10 protein-coding genes and 1 pseudogene are annotated in these 16,709 nt (G+C 72.0%); 4 read left to right on the plus strand and 7 right to left on the minus strand.

From position 1 onward, the window contains the following. Positions 1-29 precede the first annotated feature (29 nt). Together OG595_RS07795 and OG595_RS07800 are read right to left on the minus strand one after the other, a co-directional pair. Positions 30-695, minus strand: a pseudogene (locus OG595_RS07795) (L,D-transpeptidase family protein); the annotation flags it as partial. A gap of 361 nt (positions 696-1,056) precedes the next feature. After that, a complete protein-coding gene (locus OG595_RS07800) occupies positions 1,057-2,301 on the minus strand; it encodes a cytochrome P450 (RefSeq protein WP_329269338.1) in 1,245 nt (414 codons plus the stop codon). A 212-nt stretch (positions 2,302-2,513) separates the two neighbouring features. Here OG595_RS07800 and OG595_RS07805 point away from each other — a divergent pair, with 212 nt between their 5' ends. From OG595_RS07805 to eccCb, 3 genes are read left to right on the plus strand one after another with little or no spacing between them, the layout of a single operon-like run. Beyond that, entirely contained in the window at positions 2,514-2,954 is a 441-nt protein-coding gene (locus OG595_RS07805) for an SRPBCC family protein (protein WP_329269340.1), read from the plus strand. A gap of 60 nt (positions 2,955-3,014) precedes the next feature. Beyond that, the gene (locus OG595_RS07810; protein ID WP_329269342.1) at positions 3,015-3,518 is read left to right on the plus strand and encodes a hypothetical protein; all 504 of its coding nucleotides are present in this window, start codon (positions 3,015-3,017) and stop codon (positions 3,516-3,518) included. Further along, complete coding sequence (gene eccCb / locus OG595_RS07815; RefSeq protein ID WP_329269344.1) at positions 3,481-7,809, plus strand: type VII secretion protein EccCb; 4,329 nt, start codon at positions 3,481-3,483, stop codon at positions 7,807-7,809. The genes OG595_RS07810 and eccCb overlap by 38 nt, the downstream gene beginning before the upstream one ends. A 2-nt stretch (positions 7,810-7,811) precedes the next feature. Here the strand turns inward: eccCb and OG595_RS07820 are convergent, their stop codons facing one another. From OG595_RS07820 to OG595_RS07840, 5 genes are all read right to left on the minus strand, one after another. Continuing rightward, on the minus strand, positions 7,812-8,984 hold the full coding sequence (locus tag OG595_RS07820; protein ID WP_329269346.1) for an XdhC family protein: 1,173 nt from the start codon (positions 8,982-8,984) through the stop codon (positions 7,812-7,814). 55 nt (positions 8,985-9,039) lie between these two features. Next, entirely contained in the window at positions 9,040-10,482 is a 1,443-nt protein-coding gene (locus OG595_RS07825; RefSeq protein WP_329269348.1) for an NCS2 family permease, read from the minus strand. Positions 10,483-10,735: 253 nt separating this feature from the next. Beyond that, positions 10,736-13,135 carry a xanthine dehydrogenase family protein molybdopterin-binding subunit gene (locus OG595_RS07830; RefSeq protein WP_329269350.1) on the minus strand — a complete coding sequence of 800 codons (2,400 nt, stop codon included), beginning with the start codon at positions 13,133-13,135 and terminating at the stop codon, positions 10,736-10,738. Position 13,136: 1 nt separating this feature from the next. Next, complete coding sequence (locus tag OG595_RS07835; protein ID WP_329269352.1) at positions 13,137-13,724, minus strand: (2Fe-2S)-binding protein; 588 nt, start codon at positions 13,722-13,724, stop codon at positions 13,137-13,139. Further along, the gene (locus tag OG595_RS07840) at positions 13,724-14,623 is read right to left on the minus strand and encodes an FAD binding domain-containing protein (protein WP_329269354.1); all 900 of its coding nucleotides are present in this window, start codon (positions 14,621-14,623) and stop codon (positions 13,724-13,726) included. Before OG595_RS07840 ends, OG595_RS07835 begins: the two co-directional genes overlap by 1 nt. Positions 14,624-14,949: 326 nt before the next feature. Between OG595_RS07840 and OG595_RS07845 the strand changes: the two genes are divergently transcribed. Beyond that, a complete protein-coding gene (locus tag OG595_RS07845) occupies positions 14,950-16,629 on the plus strand; it encodes a PucR family transcriptional regulator (protein WP_329269356.1) in 1,680 nt (559 codons plus the stop codon). Positions 16,630-16,709 lie beyond the last annotated feature (80 nt).

The raw sequence follows: 16,709 nt of genomic DNA on the forward strand, positions 1-16,709 counted from the left end.
TCTGCGGGCCGGGCCCTCAGCCCGCGTTCCGTACCCGGCTTCACGCCCCACACGTACACGGCGTCGTCCTCGGCGAGGGTGTTCCACAGCCGCTGGGCGTCGTCGAGGCGCAGGTTGACGCAGCCGTGGGAGCCGCCGCTGAACAGGTCGCCGGGGGTGCCGTGGAAGGCCTGGCCCTCGCTGAAGAACTGGGAGTACGGCATGGGCGCGTTGTCGTACAGGTCCGAGTAGTGGTCGAGGTCCCGCCAGTAGACGGTGAACCAGCCGGTGCGGGTCTCGTAGCCGTCCCGCCCCGAGCGGACGGGCACGGGCGGGTACACGACCCGGCTCCCGGTCTGCACCCACATCAGCTGCCGGGCCAGATCGACACAGGCGACGCGGTACGTGCGCACCGGGCACTTCCCGGCGGCGTTGGGGTTGGCGCGGGCCTCGACGACGAGCATCGTGCGGTAGGTCGTGAGGCCCGCGTAACCGTCGGCGGGCCGCACCCCGTTGCGGTTCTGGAAGGTGCGGATCGCCTCGCAGTCGGCGGGCGTCTGCCGGCCGTCCACGGGCAGCCTCAGATGCTCCTCCAGCTCTTGCTGGTAGGGGCCGGTGCCGGCGGTGCAGGCCTCGGGCGTGGGCGCGGCGGCGGCCGTGGCGATTCCGGTCGGCACGAGCGCCCCCAGAAGGAACGCCACCGCCGACGTCGTCACTCGGGAACTCGCCACAGCGCCTCCTCAGCGGGCCGGCATGCGTTCTCCTCCCAGAGATACGTCACTTCGGCGGGGCGGGGCCGGTCGAGCTAGGCCGAGCGGGCTAGGGCCTGTCCGGCGGTCAGGTCGGAGGACAGCCGCGGTGCCGAGAAGACGCAGGTGAGCGGGGCTTGGTGCGTCTGGCTGCAAGGCGGAGGAGGGAGTCGACGCGGAGCGTCGGCGAGTGACGACAACGCCGCAGACGGGCGTGCCAAGCCCCGCGTCTCCGGCATGATCCGCCGGACAGGCCCTAAGGCGCTCCACTCCCTCGGCCGTCGGCCCCGGGGAGGGTCCGAGCACCGGAACCGGGCGCGTGTACCGGTCACCAGGTCAGATGCAGGCTCTGCGGAGAGCGGTGGATCATCGTCGGCCGCATCGTGACCGGGTGCTCCCGCGACAGCCGCAGGCCCGGCAGCCGGCTGGTCAACTCCTCCAGGGTCAGCCGGAGTTGTTCACGGGCGAGCTGGGAGCCGGGGCAGGCGTGGGCGCCGAGACCGAAGGCGAGGTGACGGACCGGGGTGCGGGTGATGTCGAACCCGTCCGGTCCCGGGTGCCGCGCACCGTCCCGGTTGGCGGCCCCGAAGGCGACGAACAGGGTTGCCCCGGCGGGGAGTTCGGTGCCCGCGAGGACGACGGGCCGGGTGGTGACGCGGCGGAACCCCTGGAGCGCCGTGTCGTACCGGGCGGCCTCCTCCACGGCGGCCGGGATACGGTCCGGTTCCGCGCACAGCAGCTGCCACTGGTCCGGGTGCCGGAGCAGATGAAGGACCGTCGTGCCGATGAGCGCGGTGGTGGTGAGGTGTCCGGCGATCAGCAGGTTCTGGAGGTGGGAGGCGACCTCGTGGCGCTGGTCGAGGGTGAGTTCGGCGCCGCCCTCACCGCTGTCGGGGGCGGTGACGGACGCCACGATGTCCGTGCAGAGGTCCTCGCGGGGTTCGGCGTGCCGGTCGCGGGCGTACCGGTCGAGGATGTGCTGAGTCGCCACCACGTCCTGGGCGACGGCGATCTGCTCGTCCTCGGGCAGGGGCCGGAAGAGGAGTTCCTCGGCGCGGTACCCGCCGTGCACGACGGCCGGAACGTCGGCGGGGTCCAGTCCGACGATCCTGCCGATGACCTCTCCGGGCAGGCGGCGGGCGTACGCGGACATCAACTCCACGTGCCCTTCCTTGTGTTCACCGTCCATGAACGCGTCGACCAGGGCGGCGGCCCGCTCGGCGGCGTACGGCACGACGGCGGCGACCCGCGCGGGCGACAGGCCTCTGACGATCGGGGCCCGCAGCTCCTGGTGCCGGGTGCCGTCCGCGCCGACGACCACGGGCCGCCCGCCGAAGCCGCCGCCCAGCACGGCGAGGGCGGCGGGCGCCGGCATGACGTCGGGGCGCAGCGCACCGGCCGAGGAGAAGTCGTCGGCGCGGCGCAGCACTTCACGTACGTCGGCGTCCCTGGCGACCAGCCAGGCATCGAGTTCGGCGACGAAGGTCAGCCCTTCGGCGTCGCGGGCACGGGCGTAGAGCGGATAGGGGTCTCTCTGCAACTCGTCGAGTCTGTCGTGCGGTTGACGTTCCACGCGGTGCCCTCCGGCCGGGGGTGCGGGTCACGGGTCACGAGATCGCGCCCATGCTGCCGTACCCCGTGCGGAGGCGGAAGCGGTCGGCAGGGCACATCCACGCCCCGGTCCCGTCGCTCCCGCCACGGCCCGGCCTGAGAGTCCACTGTGAACACGCGCCCCGAACACCGGGAACGCGCCGTGTCGCCCGTCGGGTTCCCTACGATCGTGCCGTGGTCAACTTCCTCCTCGAACGTACGGTGCCGCTCCCCCTCGACGAGGCCTGGGGCCGGCTCACGGAGTGGCCCCGCCACGCCTCCGTGGTCCCCCTGACCCGCGTCACGGTGCTCACCGCCCCGCCGACCCACGAGGGCACGGTGTTCGTCGCCCGCTCGGGGATCGGCCCCCTCGCCTTCGACGACCGTATGGAGGTCACCGTCTGGCGGCCCCCGACGGACGGCGTCCCCGGTCTGTGCCGCCTGGAGAAGCGCGGCCGGGTCGTCCTGGGCTGGGCGGAGATCGAGGTGCGCCCGGGCCCGGGAGGCCGCTCACGGGTGGTCTGGCACGAGGAGTTGCGCGTACGACTTCTGCCGTCCCTGTTCGACCCTCTGCTGGCGGGGGCGGCACGGTATGTGTTCGGGCGGGCGGTCAACCGGCTCCTGAGGATGGGCTGACGGACGCTACGATCAACTCCACGTGTCGGCACCACGGGCCGGTCGGGGGAAGGGGAGAGCGTGCACGAGGAGAGCGTGCGGCTGGAGCTTCGGATCGACTCGGGTCCGGACGCCACCGCGGAGCGGACGGACCGTCAGGTCCGCAGTCTGTACGGCGATCTGCGCACGCTCGGCCTCCTGCGGGTCGAGCGCAGGACAGTGGCCGCGCCCGAGGAGTCGATGGCCGGGGTCGGGCACGACCTCGCGGTGCTGGTGGTCAGCGGCGCCTTCTCCGCCGCCGCGCTCAAGGCCGTGAGCAATGTCGTCGTCGCCTTCGTGCAGCGCTCGAAGGCGCGGTCGGTGGAGTGGGAGATCGACGGGCACAAGGGGTCGTTCGGAGCCCTGTCCGCCAAGGACCAGCAGGCACTGGTCGAGGCGGTGACGGCACGGATCGAGGCGGGGACGGCCGCGGTGGCGGGCGGCCCGGCCGATCCGGGCACCGCCGTCGCGACCGGCGCGAACACCAACAGCGATCCGGGAGTTGGCGATGGCGGGACGCCGGATCGCACTGCTCGTCGCGACTGACGGCTATCAGGATCCCGGACTCAACCGGCTCAGGGCACCGGCCCGGGGCGCCGCCGAGCTGAAGGACCTGCTGAGGGACCCGGCGATCGGCCGCTTCGACTTCGTACGCGAGCTGCCGAACCGGCCGAAGGAGGAGATCGAGACCGCGGTCGAGGAGGTGCTCAGCAACCGCGACCCCGACGATCTCGTCCTGCTCTACTTCGCCTGCCACGGCATCCGCAACGACGCCGACCGGCTGTTCTTCGCCACGCTGGGCACACAGCTGAAGCGTCCGCACACCACCGCCATCCCGGCCGCGTTCCTGCACCAGCTCCTCGACGAGTGCGAGGCCCGCACCAAGATCGTGCTGCTGGACTGCTGTTACAGCGGGCTCTTCCACCGGGGCTCCCCCATGTCCCCCGCGCCCGTGAACGTCGAGGCGGCGCTCGGCGGGCGCGGCACGTTCGTCATCACGGCGTCGACGGCCCTGGAGTACGCGTACGAGGGTGAACACCTCACCGTCGACAACAGCCTGACGGCCCCGCGGTTCACGGCGGCCGTGATCGAGGGGCTGAGCACCGGCCTCGCCGACCGGAACCGGGACGGGGTGATCACCCCGGAGGAGCTGTACACGTACGTCCACGACACGGTGGTCAACCAGGCGGGGCCCGAGCAGACGCCGACCAAGTCGGGCCAGTGCGAGGGGAACGTCGCCCTCGCCTACGCGCCCTGGGTCGACGCGTCCGCCGGGCCCGCCACCCGGGCCGCGATGGCCGAGGAACTCACGCTGGGCTCCCTGCTGCCGCCGCCCGTGGAGACCGTCGACCGGGGTTTCGGCTGCGACGCGTGGGAGGGCGCGTCCCGGCTGCTCGTGCCCGTCGGCCGGCTGGAGAACATCACCGGCAGCGATCCCGTGTGCGTCGACTTCTCCAGCCGGGAGGGCAACGCGGCCGTCGTCGGCAGGCTGGGCAGCGGCAAGACCACCCTGCTGCGCTCCATGATCATGTCCCTGGCGCTGACCCACACCCCGCACGAGGCCGAGTTCTATCTGCTGGAGGGGGCGGTCAACCGGCTCGGGGTGCTGCGCTCGCTGCCGCACGTACGGACGTTCGCGGCGCCGCACGAGCACAGCGCGGTCGAGAACGCCCTCACGGCGGTCAAGGCCGTGATCTCCACCCGGCGCACCCTGTTCCGCGACCTCGACATCGACTCCATCGAGGCGTTCCGCGCGCTGCGCACCACGGGCCGGATCGAGGAGGGGGCGGCGAGCGACGTCTTCCTCGTCATCGACGGCTGGCTCGACTTCGCCTGGGAGCACCCGGGGTTCGAGGACACGGTCCACAAGCTGGCCAACACCGGCCTGAACTACGGTGTCCATCTGCTGGTCACGGCCCGCCGCTGGAGCGACTTCAGCACGGATCTGCGGGGGTTGCTGGGCACTCGGCTCGAACTCGCCCTGGACGACCCGGAGGAGTCCTTCTTCGATCCCGCGCTGGCGTCGGGGGTCGCGGTCGGCTGGGCACTGTCCCGGCGCCGTCGGTTCCGGGTCGCGGTGCCGCGCTTCGACGACGGGGCGGGACCGGCGGCGGCGCGGGAGTCGTTGGCGGAGACGACGGAACTGGTCCGGGCGGGGTGGGCGGCGCTGCGGACCCGGGCGGACACCGGTGCGCCCGTCAAGTCTCCCGCCGGCCGCCAAGGAGGCGTCGTCACCGGCCTGTTGGGCGTCGACAACCCGGCTTCGCCGAATCTGCCTGCCCTGCGTGCCCGGTCGGATCCCGAGGACCGGCTGAGGGTGCCGATCGGGGTCGGCGAGGACGGCCGGCCGGTGTTCCTCGACCTCAAGGAGAGCGCGCACCACGGGATGGGCCCGCACGGTCTGTGCGTGGGTGCGACCGGCTCCGGCAAGTCGGAGCTGCTCCGGTCGATCGTCCTGGGGCTGGCCGTCCGCCACTCGGCGCAGGAAGTGGCCTTCGTCCTGGCCGACTTCAAGGGCACCGCGACGTTCGCGCCGCTCGCGGGGCTGCCCCACGTCTCGGGGCTCGTCACGGGCCTGGAGGGCGATCCGCGGCTCGTGGCGCGGATGCGTGAGGCGATCAGTGGTGAACTGAACCGGCGCCAGGCGCTGTTGCGGGCCGCGGGCGGTCTGTCGAGCGTCCACGAGTACGCACAGGCCCGCGCCTCCCGGGACGATCTCGAACCCCTGCCGACGCTGGTGCTGGTGATCGACGAGTTCTCCGAACTCCTCGCCACCGAGCCTGATCTCATCGACCTGTTCGCGCAGATCGGCCGGGTCGGCCGGGCTCTGGGTGTGCATCTGCTGCTGGCCTCGCAGCGGCTGGACGAGAGCCGCATGCGCGGGCTGGACACCTATCTGTCGTACCGCGTCGGGCTGCGCACCTTCTCGGCCTCCGAATCCCGTGCGGTGCTGGGCTATCCCGACGCCTACCATCTGCCGCCGGACCCGGGCGCCGGGTTCCTCAAGGCCGACACCACGGACGTACTGATCCGCTTCAAGGCCTCCTACGTGTCCGCCGCGCTGCCGGGCGCGGCCGGGGCCGACGACTCCGGCTCGCTGGTGGACGCCGTCGTCGGCCGGTTGTCGGGCACGGAACCGGGCGCGCACCGGATCTGGCTGCCGCCGCTGGACGCGTCGCCCTCGCTGGAGTCGTTGCTGCCGGCGAAGGCGGCCGGCAGACGATCCGGGCGGAGAACCGGCCCGCCCGCCCCGCCGTTCCAGCCCCTGCGGAGTGTCCCCTTCGCGGTGGTCGACGAGCCGTTCCACCACCGGCGCGGTGTGCTCGGCCTGGATCTCTCCGGGACCGAGGGGCACGTTCTCGTCGTCGGCGGGCCGCAGTCCGGCAAGTCGACCGCCGTGGCCACGCTCATCGCGTCGCTCGCCCTGACCCACGAGCCGTCCGACGCGCAGTTCTACTGCCTGGACTTCGGCGGCGGCAAACTGGAGCCGCTGGCCGGGCTGCCCCATGTGGGCGGCGTCTCCTCCCGGCTGGCCGCGGACCGGGTCCGGCGTACGGTCGCCGAGGTGGCGAGGACACTGGAGGAGCGCGAGGAGTTCTGGCACGCCCACGGGGTCGACTCGATGGCCGCGTACCGCCGTCGGCGCGGGAGCGGTGAGTGGCCGGACCAGCCCTGGGCGGACGTCTTCCTCGTCATCGACGGCTGGGCGACCTTCCGGACGGACTTCGAGGCACTCGAACCTGTCGTCAACGACATCGCCCTGCGCGGCCTGGGCCACGGTGTGCATCTGCTGATCAGCGCCGCCCGCTACGGAGAGGTCCGCGTGGCGATGCGCGACCGTCTGCTCAGCAGGATCGAACTGCGCCTCAGCGACCACTCGGAGTCCGAGATCGACAGGCGTCAGGCACTGCACGTCCCTCTGGGCATACCCGGCAGCGGTCTGTCCCGTACCGGGCTGCACTTCCTGACCGCCCTGCCGAGGCTGGAGCGCGACGTGGAGGGGCTGCCCGCCGGCGAGGCGACCGCCCGGCTGGTCGCGCACGTGCGCGACAACTGGTCGGGCCCGGCGGCTCCCCCGGTGCGCACGCTCCCGGAGCTGGTCACCCTCGACGAGCTGCCCGGCCCCGACGAGGCCCCCGGCCAGGGCATCGCCGTCGGCATCGACGACGCCAGTCTGGCCCCGGTGTACCTCGACTTCTCCAGCGATCCGTTCTTCCTCGTCTACGGCGAGTCCGAGTCCGGCAAGAGTTCGTTTCTGCGCTTGCTGGTACGGCAGCTGCGTGCCCGGCTCTCGCACGGCGAGGCCCAACTGCTCGTCGTCGACTACCGGCGGTCGCTGCTCGGCGAGGTACCCGAGGAGTACCTGCTGGGTTACTGCCCTTCGGGACCCCCGGTCGCCGAGGCCGTCAAGCGGCTGGCCGTCCTTCTGGACGCCCGGATGCCCGGTCCCGATGTGACGGCCCAGCAGTTGCGCGCCCGCGGCTGGTACGAGGGCCCGGACGTGTATCTGCTGGTCGACGACTACGACCTGGTCGCCACCAGCAGCGGCAACCCCCTCGCCCCGCTCATGGAATACCTGCCGTTCGCCCGCGATCTGGGCCTGCGCATCGTGCTGGCGCGCAGTTCGGCCGGGGCCTCAAGGTCTCTGTACGAGCCGTTCGTGACCCGCTTGAAGGAGCTCGGCGCGCAGGGGCTCGTGCTCTCGGGCGACCCCACCGAGGGTTTTCTCCTGGGCACCGTCAAACCTGCCCATCAGCCGCCCGGACGCGGCACCCTGGTGACCCGTAAGTCCACTCGTGGGGTTCAACTCGGTCATCTGAGCCCGGAGTTCGACTGACGTCAGGCGACCGACCCGATGCGCCCCGCCGGTGCGGACGCCGAGGTGACGTCGTGGTGGATCGGCGTGTGCGCCCCGGTCAGCGACACCCCGCTCCCGCCCCGCCGGTTGGCGACGATCTCCGACGCGATGGACAACGCGGTCTCCTCGGGCGTACGGGCCCCGAGGTCCAGTCCGATCGGTGACCTGAGCCGGGCCAGCTCCAGCTCGGTGACGCCGACCTCGCGCAGCCGCTCGTTCCGGTCCAGGTGGGTCCGGCGGGAGCCCATCGCGCCGACGAACGCCACCGGCAGCCGCAGGGCGAGCCGGAGCAGGGGTACGTCGAACTTGGCGTCGTGGGTGAGGACGCACAGGACCGTACGTGCGTCCACGGCCGTCCGTTCCAGGTACCGGTGCGGCCACTCGACGACGATCTCGTCGGCCTCGGGGAAACGGGCGGGCGTCGCGAAGACCGGGCGGGCGTCGCACACCGTCACGTGGTAGCCGAGGAACTTGCCCATGCGGGCCAGCGCCGACGCGAAGTCGATCGCGCCGAACACGATCATGCGGGGCGGCGGCACCGACGACTCGACCAGGACCGTGAGCGGTGCTCCGCAACGAGAGCCCTGCTCTCCGATCTCCAGGGTGCCGGTGCGGCCCGCGTCGAGATACGCGCGCGCCTCGGCGGCCACCGTGCGGTCCAGCTCTGGATGGGCGCCGAAGCCGCCCTCGTACGAGCCGCCCTCGTACGAACCCTCCGGGCCGACGAGCAGGGCGCGGCCCAGCAGTTCTCCCGGGCCGGAGACGATCCGCGCGACGGCCGCCGCCTCCCCGCGCGCGGCGGCGGCCAGGGCCGAGGCGAACACCTCGCGGACGGGATCGGACCCCCGTACCGGCGTCACCAGGATGTCGATGACGCCGCCGCAGGTCAGGCCCACGGCGAAGGCGTCGTCGTCGCTGTAGCCGAAGCGTTCGAGGACCGACTCGCCGTCCGCCAGGGCCTGTTGGCACAGCTCGTACACCGCGCCCTCCACACAGCCGCCGGAGACCGAGCCGATCGCCGTGCCGTCGGTGTCCACCGCGAGGGCGGCCCCGGGCTGGCGCGGGCCGCTGCCGCTCACGGCCACCACGGTGGCCACGGCGAAGTCGCGGCCCTGCTCGACCCACCGGTGCAGTTCTTCGGCGATGTCCAGCATCTCGGTCTCCTCAACAACGGTCGTACGGAACGGCTTGCGGGGCTCGGCTGCCCGGCTAGTGCGCGCCGAGCCAGCTCTCAATAGGACTGAGGGCGAAATAGACGACGAAGATGCCTGTCAGGGCCCACATGAACGCACTGGTCTCCCGCGCCCTGCGCTGCGCGACCTTGATGGCGACGTAGGAGATCACGCCGGCGGCGACGCCCGCCGTGATCGAGTACGTGAACGGCATGATCACGACAGTCAGGAAGACGGGGACGGCGGTGGCGCGGTCCGCCCAGTCGACGTGCCGGGCGTTCGACATCATCATCGCGCCGATCACCACCAGGGCAGCCGCCGCGACCTCCCCGGGCACGATCGCCGTCAGCGGGGTGAAGAACAGACAGGCCGCGAAGAACAGTCCGGTGACGACGGCGGACAGGCCCGTACGGGCACCCTCCCCCACGCCCGTCGCCGACTCCACGAACACCGTCTGGCCCGACGCGCCGGCGACGCCGCCGATCGCGCCGCCCGCGCCGTCGATGAACAGCGCCCTGGACAGGCCCGGCATCCGGCCCTCGCTGTCGGCGAGCCCGGCCTCCGTGCCGACGCCGATGATCGTCGCCATCGCATCGAAGAAGCCGGCGAGGACGAGGGTGAACACGATCATCCCGACCGTCATCGCACCGACCTCCCCCCAGCCGCCGAACCCGACGTCCCCGAGAAGGGAGAAGTCCGGCATCGACACCGCGCTGCCGTGCAACTCCGGTGCGCCGCTGGCCCATTGCTTCGGGTCGATCATGCCCGTCGCGTTGAGCACGACGGCCAGCACGGTACCGCTGACGATGCCGACGAGGATCGCGCCGGGGGTGCCGCGCGCCTGGAGCATGACGATGAGGAGGAGGGTCGCGGCGAACAACAGCACGGGCCAGCCGACGAGTTCGCCGTTCGGGCCCAGGGAGAGGGGGGTTGCCGTGCCCTGGTGGACGAAGCCGGCCTTCACCAAGCCGATAAGCGCGACGAACAGGCCGATACCCATGGTGATCGCGTGCTTCAGCGCCAGCGGGATCGCGTTCATGATCATCTCGCGCAGGCCGGTGACGACCAGCAGCATGATGACCACGCCGTACAGCACGCACATGCCCATCGCCTGCGGCCAGGTCATGACCGGCGCCACCTGCGAGGACAGCACCCCGGACACGGACAGACCGGCGGCCAGGGCCAGCGGGACCTTGCCGAGGAAGCCCATGAGGAGTGTGGTGAGGGCCGCGGCGAGCGCCGTCGCGGTGATCAGCGCGTGCCGGCCGAGGGTGTCTCCGGCGGCGTCCTTGCCGGAGAGGATCAGCGGGTTGAGGAGGAGGATGTACGCCATCGCCATGAAGGTGGTGACGCCGCCACGGACCTCTCGGGCGAGGGTGGAGTCGCGGGCGGTGATGTGGAAGTAGCGGTCGAGTGCGGAGCGGGTGGGGGCCGCCGGGTCCCGTGTGACGCTTTTCGACTCCAGTGACTGCTGGGTCATGTGTGCCGTCTCCCAAGGTTCATAGGGGACTGGGAAGGTGCACGACCCGGGGGACGGCCCGAGGCGAGGGGGGTACTTGTGGGGTTCGTTGCCGGGTGCGGGTGCGTGGGGCTTCTCGCGCAGTTCCCCGCGCCCCCAAAAGACAAAGACCCGGCCCTGCGGGCTGAAAAGCACGGGCGCAGCCCCTGCTTTTCAGGGGCGCGGGGAACTGCGCGACCAGCCCCCACCGGACCCGCACCCGACAACGAACCGCCTACGCCGTACCCGTGAGGTGCTCCGGACGTACCGGAGTCTTCGTGAGCTCCAGGCCCGTCGCGTTCCGGATCGCCGCCAGGACGGCCGGGGTCGACGACAGGGTGGGCGCCTCACCGACGCCGCGCAGGCCGTACGGGGCATGCTCGTCGGCGAGTTCGAGGACGTCGACCGGGATGGTCGGGGTGTCGAGGATGGTGGGGATCAGGTAGTCCGTGAAGGACGGGTTCCGCACCTTGGCCGTCCTGGGGTCGACGACGATCTCCTCCATCACCGCGATGCCCAGGCCCTGGGTCGTGCCGCCCTGGATCTGGCCGACGACCGACAGCGGGTTGAGCGCCTTGCCGACGTCCTGTGCGCAGGCCAGTTCGATGACCTTCACCAGGCCCAGTTCGGTGTCGACCTCGACGACGGCCCGGTGCGCGGCGAACGAGTACTGGACGTGTCCGAAGCCCTGGCCGGTGCGCAGGTCGAAGGGTTCGGTCGGCCGGTGCCGCCACTCCGCCTCGACCTCGACGGACTCCTCGCCCAGGACGTCCACCAGGTCGGCGAGGACCTCACCGGCGTCCGTGACGACCTTGCCACCCTCCAGCAGCAGCTCGGCCGTGGCCCAAGCAGGGTGGTAGGAGCCGAACTTGCGCCGCCCGACCTCAAGGACCTTCTCGCGGACCAGCTCGCAGGAGTTCTTGACGGCGCCACCCGTGACGTACGTCTGCCGGGAGGCCGAGGTCGAACCGGCCGAGCCGACCTGGGTGTCGGCCGGGTGGATCGTCACCTGGGTGACGCCCAGCTCGGTACGGGCGATCTGGGCGTGGACGGTGACGCCGCCCTGGCCGACCTCGGCCATCGCCGTGTGGACGGTGGCCACCGGCTCGCCGCCGACCACCTCCATCCGCACCCGGGCCGTCGAGTAGTCGTCGAAACCCTCGGAGAAGCCGACGTTCTTGATGCCGACCGCGTAGCCGATGCCCCGGACGACGCCCTCGCCGTGGGTGGTGTTGGAGAGGCCGCCCGGCAGCTGACGTACGTCCGCCGCCTCGCCCGCCGCCAGCCACTGCTGCTCCGGCGGGAGGGGCATCGCCTTGACGCGGCGCAGGAGTTCGGCGACCGGGGCCGGGGAGTCGACGGCCTGGCCGGTCGGCAGCAGCGAGCCCTGTTCCATGGCGTTGAGGCGGCGGAACTCGACCCGGTCCATGCCCACCGCGTCGGCGAGCTTGTCCATCTGCGCCTCGTAGGCGAAGCACGCCTGGACCGCGCCGAAGCCGCGCATCGCGCCGCAGGGCGGGTTGTTGGTGTACAGGGCGATGCAGTCGATGTCGACGTCGTCGACGACGTACGGGCCGGCGCCGAGCGAGGCCGCGTTGCCGACGACCGCCGGGGAGGCGGAGGCGTACGCGCCGCCGTCGAGGACGATCCGCGCCTTCAGGTGGGTCAGCTTGCCGTCCTTGGTGGCCCCGTGCTCGTAGGTGAGCTTCGCGGGGTGCCGGTGGACGTGGCCGAAGAAGGACTCGAAGCGGTTGTAGACGATCTTCACCGGTTTGCCGGTGCGCAGGGCGAGGAGGCAGGCGTGGATCTGCATCGACAGGTCCTCGCGCCCGCCGAACGCGCCGCCGACACCGGAGAGCGTCATCCGGACCTTGTCCTCGGGCAGGCCGAGCACGGGCGCGATCTGGCGCAGGTCGGAGTGCAGCCACTGGGTGGCGATGTACAGGTCGACGCCGCCGTCCTCGGCGGGGACGGCGAGGCCGGACTCCGGGCCGAGGAACGCCTGGTCCTGCATGCCGAAGGTGTACTCGCCGGTGACGATGAAGTCGGCGCGCGCTCGGGCGGCCTCGACGTCGCCGCGGACGATCGGCTGGCGGTGGACGATGTTCGGGTGGTCGACGTGGCCGACGTGGTGGTCGGTGCGGTTGTCGTGGATGAGGACGGCGTCCGGCGCGGTCGCGGAGGCCTCGTCGGTGACGATCGGCAGGTCGCGGTACTCGACCTTGATCTTTGCGGCTGCGCGGCGCGCGGTCTCCGGGTGGTCGGCGGCGACGACGGCGACCGGTTCGCCGTGGTGGCGGACCCTGCCGTGGGCGAGGACCGGGGTGTCCTGGATCTCCAGGCCGTAGTTCCGCACGTCGGTCGGCAGGTCGTCGTACGTCATGACGGCGTACACGCCGGGCAGCGCGAGGGCCTCGGCCGTGTCGATGGACACGATCTCGGCGTGGGCGACCGGGGAGCGCAGGATCTGGCCCCAGAGCATGTCCTCGTGCCACATGTCGGACGAGTACGCGAACTCGCCGGTGACCTTGAGGGTGCCGTCGGGGCGAAGCGTGGACTCGCCGACGCCGCCCTTGGTCTTCGAGCCCTGGGTGACCTTGGTGGGGGTCCCGAGGGGAGCGTTCCTGCCGGGCATGTCAGACCGCCTCTCCCTGTCGGGCCGCGGCCAGCCGGACCGCGTCCATGATCTTCTCGTAGCCCGTGCAACGGCACAGGTTGCCCGACAGCGCCTCGCGGATGTCCGCGTCGGTCGGGTTGGGGGTCCGCTCCAGCATCTCGTCGGCGGCGACCAGCAGTCCGGGCGTGCAGAAGCCGCACTGGACGGCGCCGGCATCGATGAACGCCTGCTGGATGGGGGCCAGTTCGGTGCCCTCACCGGTCTGGGAGTCGGTGGAGCCCTTGGGCTGCCACCGCTTGGCGGCGTCAAGTGACGTACCGCAGGCGCCCGTTCCGCAACCGGGTTGCTCCGTACGCTGTCTGGCGTAGTCGGCGAGCCCTTCGACCGTGACGACCTCGCGCCCTTCCGCCTGTCCCGCCGCGACGAGACACGAGCACACCGGTACGCCGTCGAGGCGGACGGTGCACGAACCGCACTCGCCCTGTTCGCAGGCGTTCTTGGAGCCCGGCAGGCCGAGCCGCTCCCGCAGGACGTAGAGCAGGGACTCGCCCTCCCACACGTCGTCGGCCTCCTGCGGCCGTCCGTTGACCGTGAAATTGACGCGCATTACGCGACACTCCCCTTCTGGTGGGTCCGGCCGTCAGTGCCGCGGTACGACTCCCAGGTCCATGTCAGCGTGCGCCGGGCCATCACGCCGACCGCGTGGCGGCGGTAGCTCGCGGTGCCCCGGACGTCGTCGATGGGGTTGCAGGCACCCGCGCACAGGTCGGCGAACTGCTTGGCGACCGACGGGGTGATGATCTTCCCGTTGTCCCAGAAGCCGCCCTCTTCGAGCGCCGCGTTCAGGAACTCCTCGGCGGCCTTCGCCCGGACGGGTGTGGGCGCCGCCGAACCGATCCCCGTACGCACGGTCCGGGACTCCGGGTGCAGCGCGAGCCCGAAGGCGCACACCGCGATGACCATGGCGTTGCGGGTGCCGACCTTGGAGTACTGCTGGGGCCCGTCCGCCCTGTCGACGTGGACGGCGCGGATGAGCTCGTCGGGGGCGAGCGCGTTGCGCTTGACGCCGGTGTAGAAGTCGTCGATCGGGATCAGCCGGGTCCCGCGGACGGACTCGGCCTCGACCTGCGCGCCCGCGGCGAGGAGCGCCGGGTGGGCGTCACCGGCCGGGGAGGCGGTGCCGAGGTTGCCGCCGACGCCGCCCCGGTTGCGGATCTGCGGGGAGGCGACCGTGTGGGAGGCGAGGGCCAGGCCCGGCAGCTCGCCGCGCAGGTTCTCCATGATCGTGGTGTACGGGACCGAGGCGCCGAGCCGCACGCTCCGTTCGCCGGTCTCCCACTCGTAGAGATCTCCGATGCGGGTCAGGTCGAGCAGGTACTCGGGCCGGCGGTGGTCGAAGTTGATCTCGACCATCACGTCGGTGCCGCCCGCGATCGGCACAGCGGTGGGGTGCTCGGCCTTCGCGGCGAGCGCCTCCTCCCAGCTGGCGGGGCGAAGGAAGTCCATGACCGGCTCTTTTCCTCTTCGTATCGGTCGTCTCGTCGGTCGTCTTGTCGGTGGTCCCGCCGGTGGTCCCGGTCGTCCGGTGAGCCGACCGCGGGTCGTGCGAATGGCTCGTTCATGCGCTGTTCACGTGCGGTGGAGCCAGTACACAGGGCTGTGCTCCGCCCGGGTCAGTCACGGAAACCATGAAGGAGTTGGCTGGCCAGGGCGATCGTCTTGTAGATTCGTATGAACAGAGGCCATCAGTAACCTCTCCGATTTTCCCTGGAAACAGTGATCGCCGCGCAGGCGGAAAAGCGCGGCTCGCAGACAGAACGGCGGCGACGAGAATGCGGCTGCGCGCACTGCTGGACACCGACGCGCTGGGCCTCACGCTGCTCGGCGGCGAGGACGAGCTGGACCGCACCGTGCGCGGGGTGATGACCACCGACCTCAGGGACCCCAGCCGTTACCTCTCGGGCGGCGAACTGGTGCTCACCGGCCTGGCCTGGCGGCGGGACCCCGCGGACTCCGAGGCGTTCGTACGGCTCGTGGCGGGGGCCGGGGTCGCGGCCCTGGCCGCCGGTGAGGCCGAGCTGGGAAACGTCCCGGACGACCTGATCGACGCCTGCGCCAGACATCGCCTCCCGCTGTTCGCGGTGCACGAGTCGGTGGCGTTCGCGTCGATCACCGAGCATGTCGTCCGGCAGGTGTCCGGCGAGCGCGCCGGGGATCTGGCGGCGGTCGTGGAGCGGCACCGGCGGATGATGACCTCTGGCCCGGCGGGCGGCGGCCCCGACGTGGTCCTGGACCTGCTCGGCTCGGACCTCGACCTGCGCGCCTGGGTCCTGTCCCCCGCCGGACGGCTCATCGCGGGCTCGAAGGTCTCCGGCCCGGCCCCGGCGCCCGAGGTGTGCGCGGTGCTGGCGGCCGAGCAGCTGGCGGCGGCCCGCACCGGCAGACGCGGACCCCACCGGGTGGCGGTGGGCGGCACGACGTACTCCCTCTTCACCGTCCGCGGCAGCAGCCGCACCACCGCGCCGGGCGGCTCCCGGGACGTACGCGAGACCCTGCTGTCCGACTGGCTGCTCGCCGTCGAGGCGGACGCCGGGGACTGGCCGGCGGAGCGGCTCGATCTGCTCCAGGGCGTGACGCAGCTGATCGCGGTCGAGCGCGACCGGCGCGACGCGGCACGCACGGTACGGCGTCGGCTCGCCCAGGAGGTCCTGGAGCTGGTGCAGACGGGCGCCGCGCCCGCCGAGATCGCGGCCCGGCTGCGGGTCACCGCGCCGGTCCTGCTGCCCGGCCTCGGCGCTGCCCCGCACTGGCAGGTCGTCGTGGCCCGCGTGGACTGGGCCGGGGGCGAGATCGAGGGCGGCCCGGTGGCCCAGGCGTTGCTGGAGGAAATCCTCGTCGACCCGCTCCTGACGGGCCCGGAGCACTCCGACCGGATCGCCGTGGCCCATACGGAGGACGAGGCGATCGCCCTCGTACCGCTGCCGGCGATGTCGTCGGAGGACGACGGTTCGGAGGCGGGGATCCTGGCCGAGGAACTGCTCGCGGCCGTACGGGACCCGCTGTCGGCGGGCCTGGACGACGACGGGCGGCTCACGATCGGCGTCAGCGCGGCCGTGCACTCGGCGGAGGGGCTGCGCGGGGCCCTGGAGGAGGCGCGGCACGCCCGCCGGGTAGCCGGGGCGCGCCCCGGCCGGGTGTGCGCGGCGGGCCACCAGGAACTGGCCTCGCACGTGCTGCTGCTCCCGTTCGTCCCGGACGACGTCCGCCGCGCCTTCACAGCCCGGCTGCTCGACCCCCTGCGGGACTACGACCGCCGTCACCGGGCGGAGCTGATCCCGACGCTGGAGGCGTTCCTGGAGTCCGACGGCTCGTGGACGCGGTGCGCCGCGCGGCTGCATCTGCACGTCAACACGCTGCGCTACCGGGTGGGGCGGATCGAGCAGTTGACGGGCCGTGATCTGTCGCGGCTGGAGGACAAGCTGGACTTCTTCCTCGCGTTGCGGATGAGCTGAGCCCGCGGAGGCGTCCGGCGCCAGGGGCCCGGGGCGTGCGGCTCCGGCGCACGCCGGGCGGGACCGGTCGCACGGCAACC

Origin of the sequence: Streptomyces sp. NBC_01451 (genome assembly GCF_036227485.1) — a bacterium.
GTDB lineage: Bacteria > Actinomycetota > Actinomycetes > Streptomycetales > Streptomycetaceae > Streptomyces.

Bases quoted from the DNA above. Each gene is read 5' to 3' on its own strand.
- OG595_RS07840 (WP_329269354.1), bottom strand. From the start codon at position 14,623: ATGGACTTCCTTCGCCCCGCCAGCTGGGAGGAGGCGCTCGCCGCGAAG.
- OG595_RS07820 (WP_329269346.1), bottom strand. From the start codon at position 8,984: ATGCTGGACATCGCCGAAGAACTGCACCGGTGGGTCGAGCAGGGCCGC.
- OG595_RS07835 (WP_329269352.1), bottom strand. From the start codon at position 13,724: ATGCGCGTCAATTTCACGGTCAACGGACGGCCGCAGGAGGCCGACGAC.
- OG595_RS07830 (WP_329269350.1), bottom strand. From the start codon at position 13,135: ATGCCCGGCAGGAACGCTCCCCTCGGGACCCCCACCAAGGTCACCCAG.
- OG595_RS07825 (WP_329269348.1), bottom strand. From the start codon at position 10,482: ATGACCCAGCAGTCACTGGAGTCGAAAAGCGTCACACGGGACCCGGCG.
- eccCb (WP_329269344.1), top strand. From the start codon at position 3,481: ATGGCGGGACGCCGGATCGCACTGCTCGTCGCGACTGACGGCTATCAG.
- OG595_RS07845 (WP_329269356.1), top strand. From the start codon at position 14,950: ATGCGGCTGCGCGCACTGCTGGACACCGACGCGCTGGGCCTCACGCTG.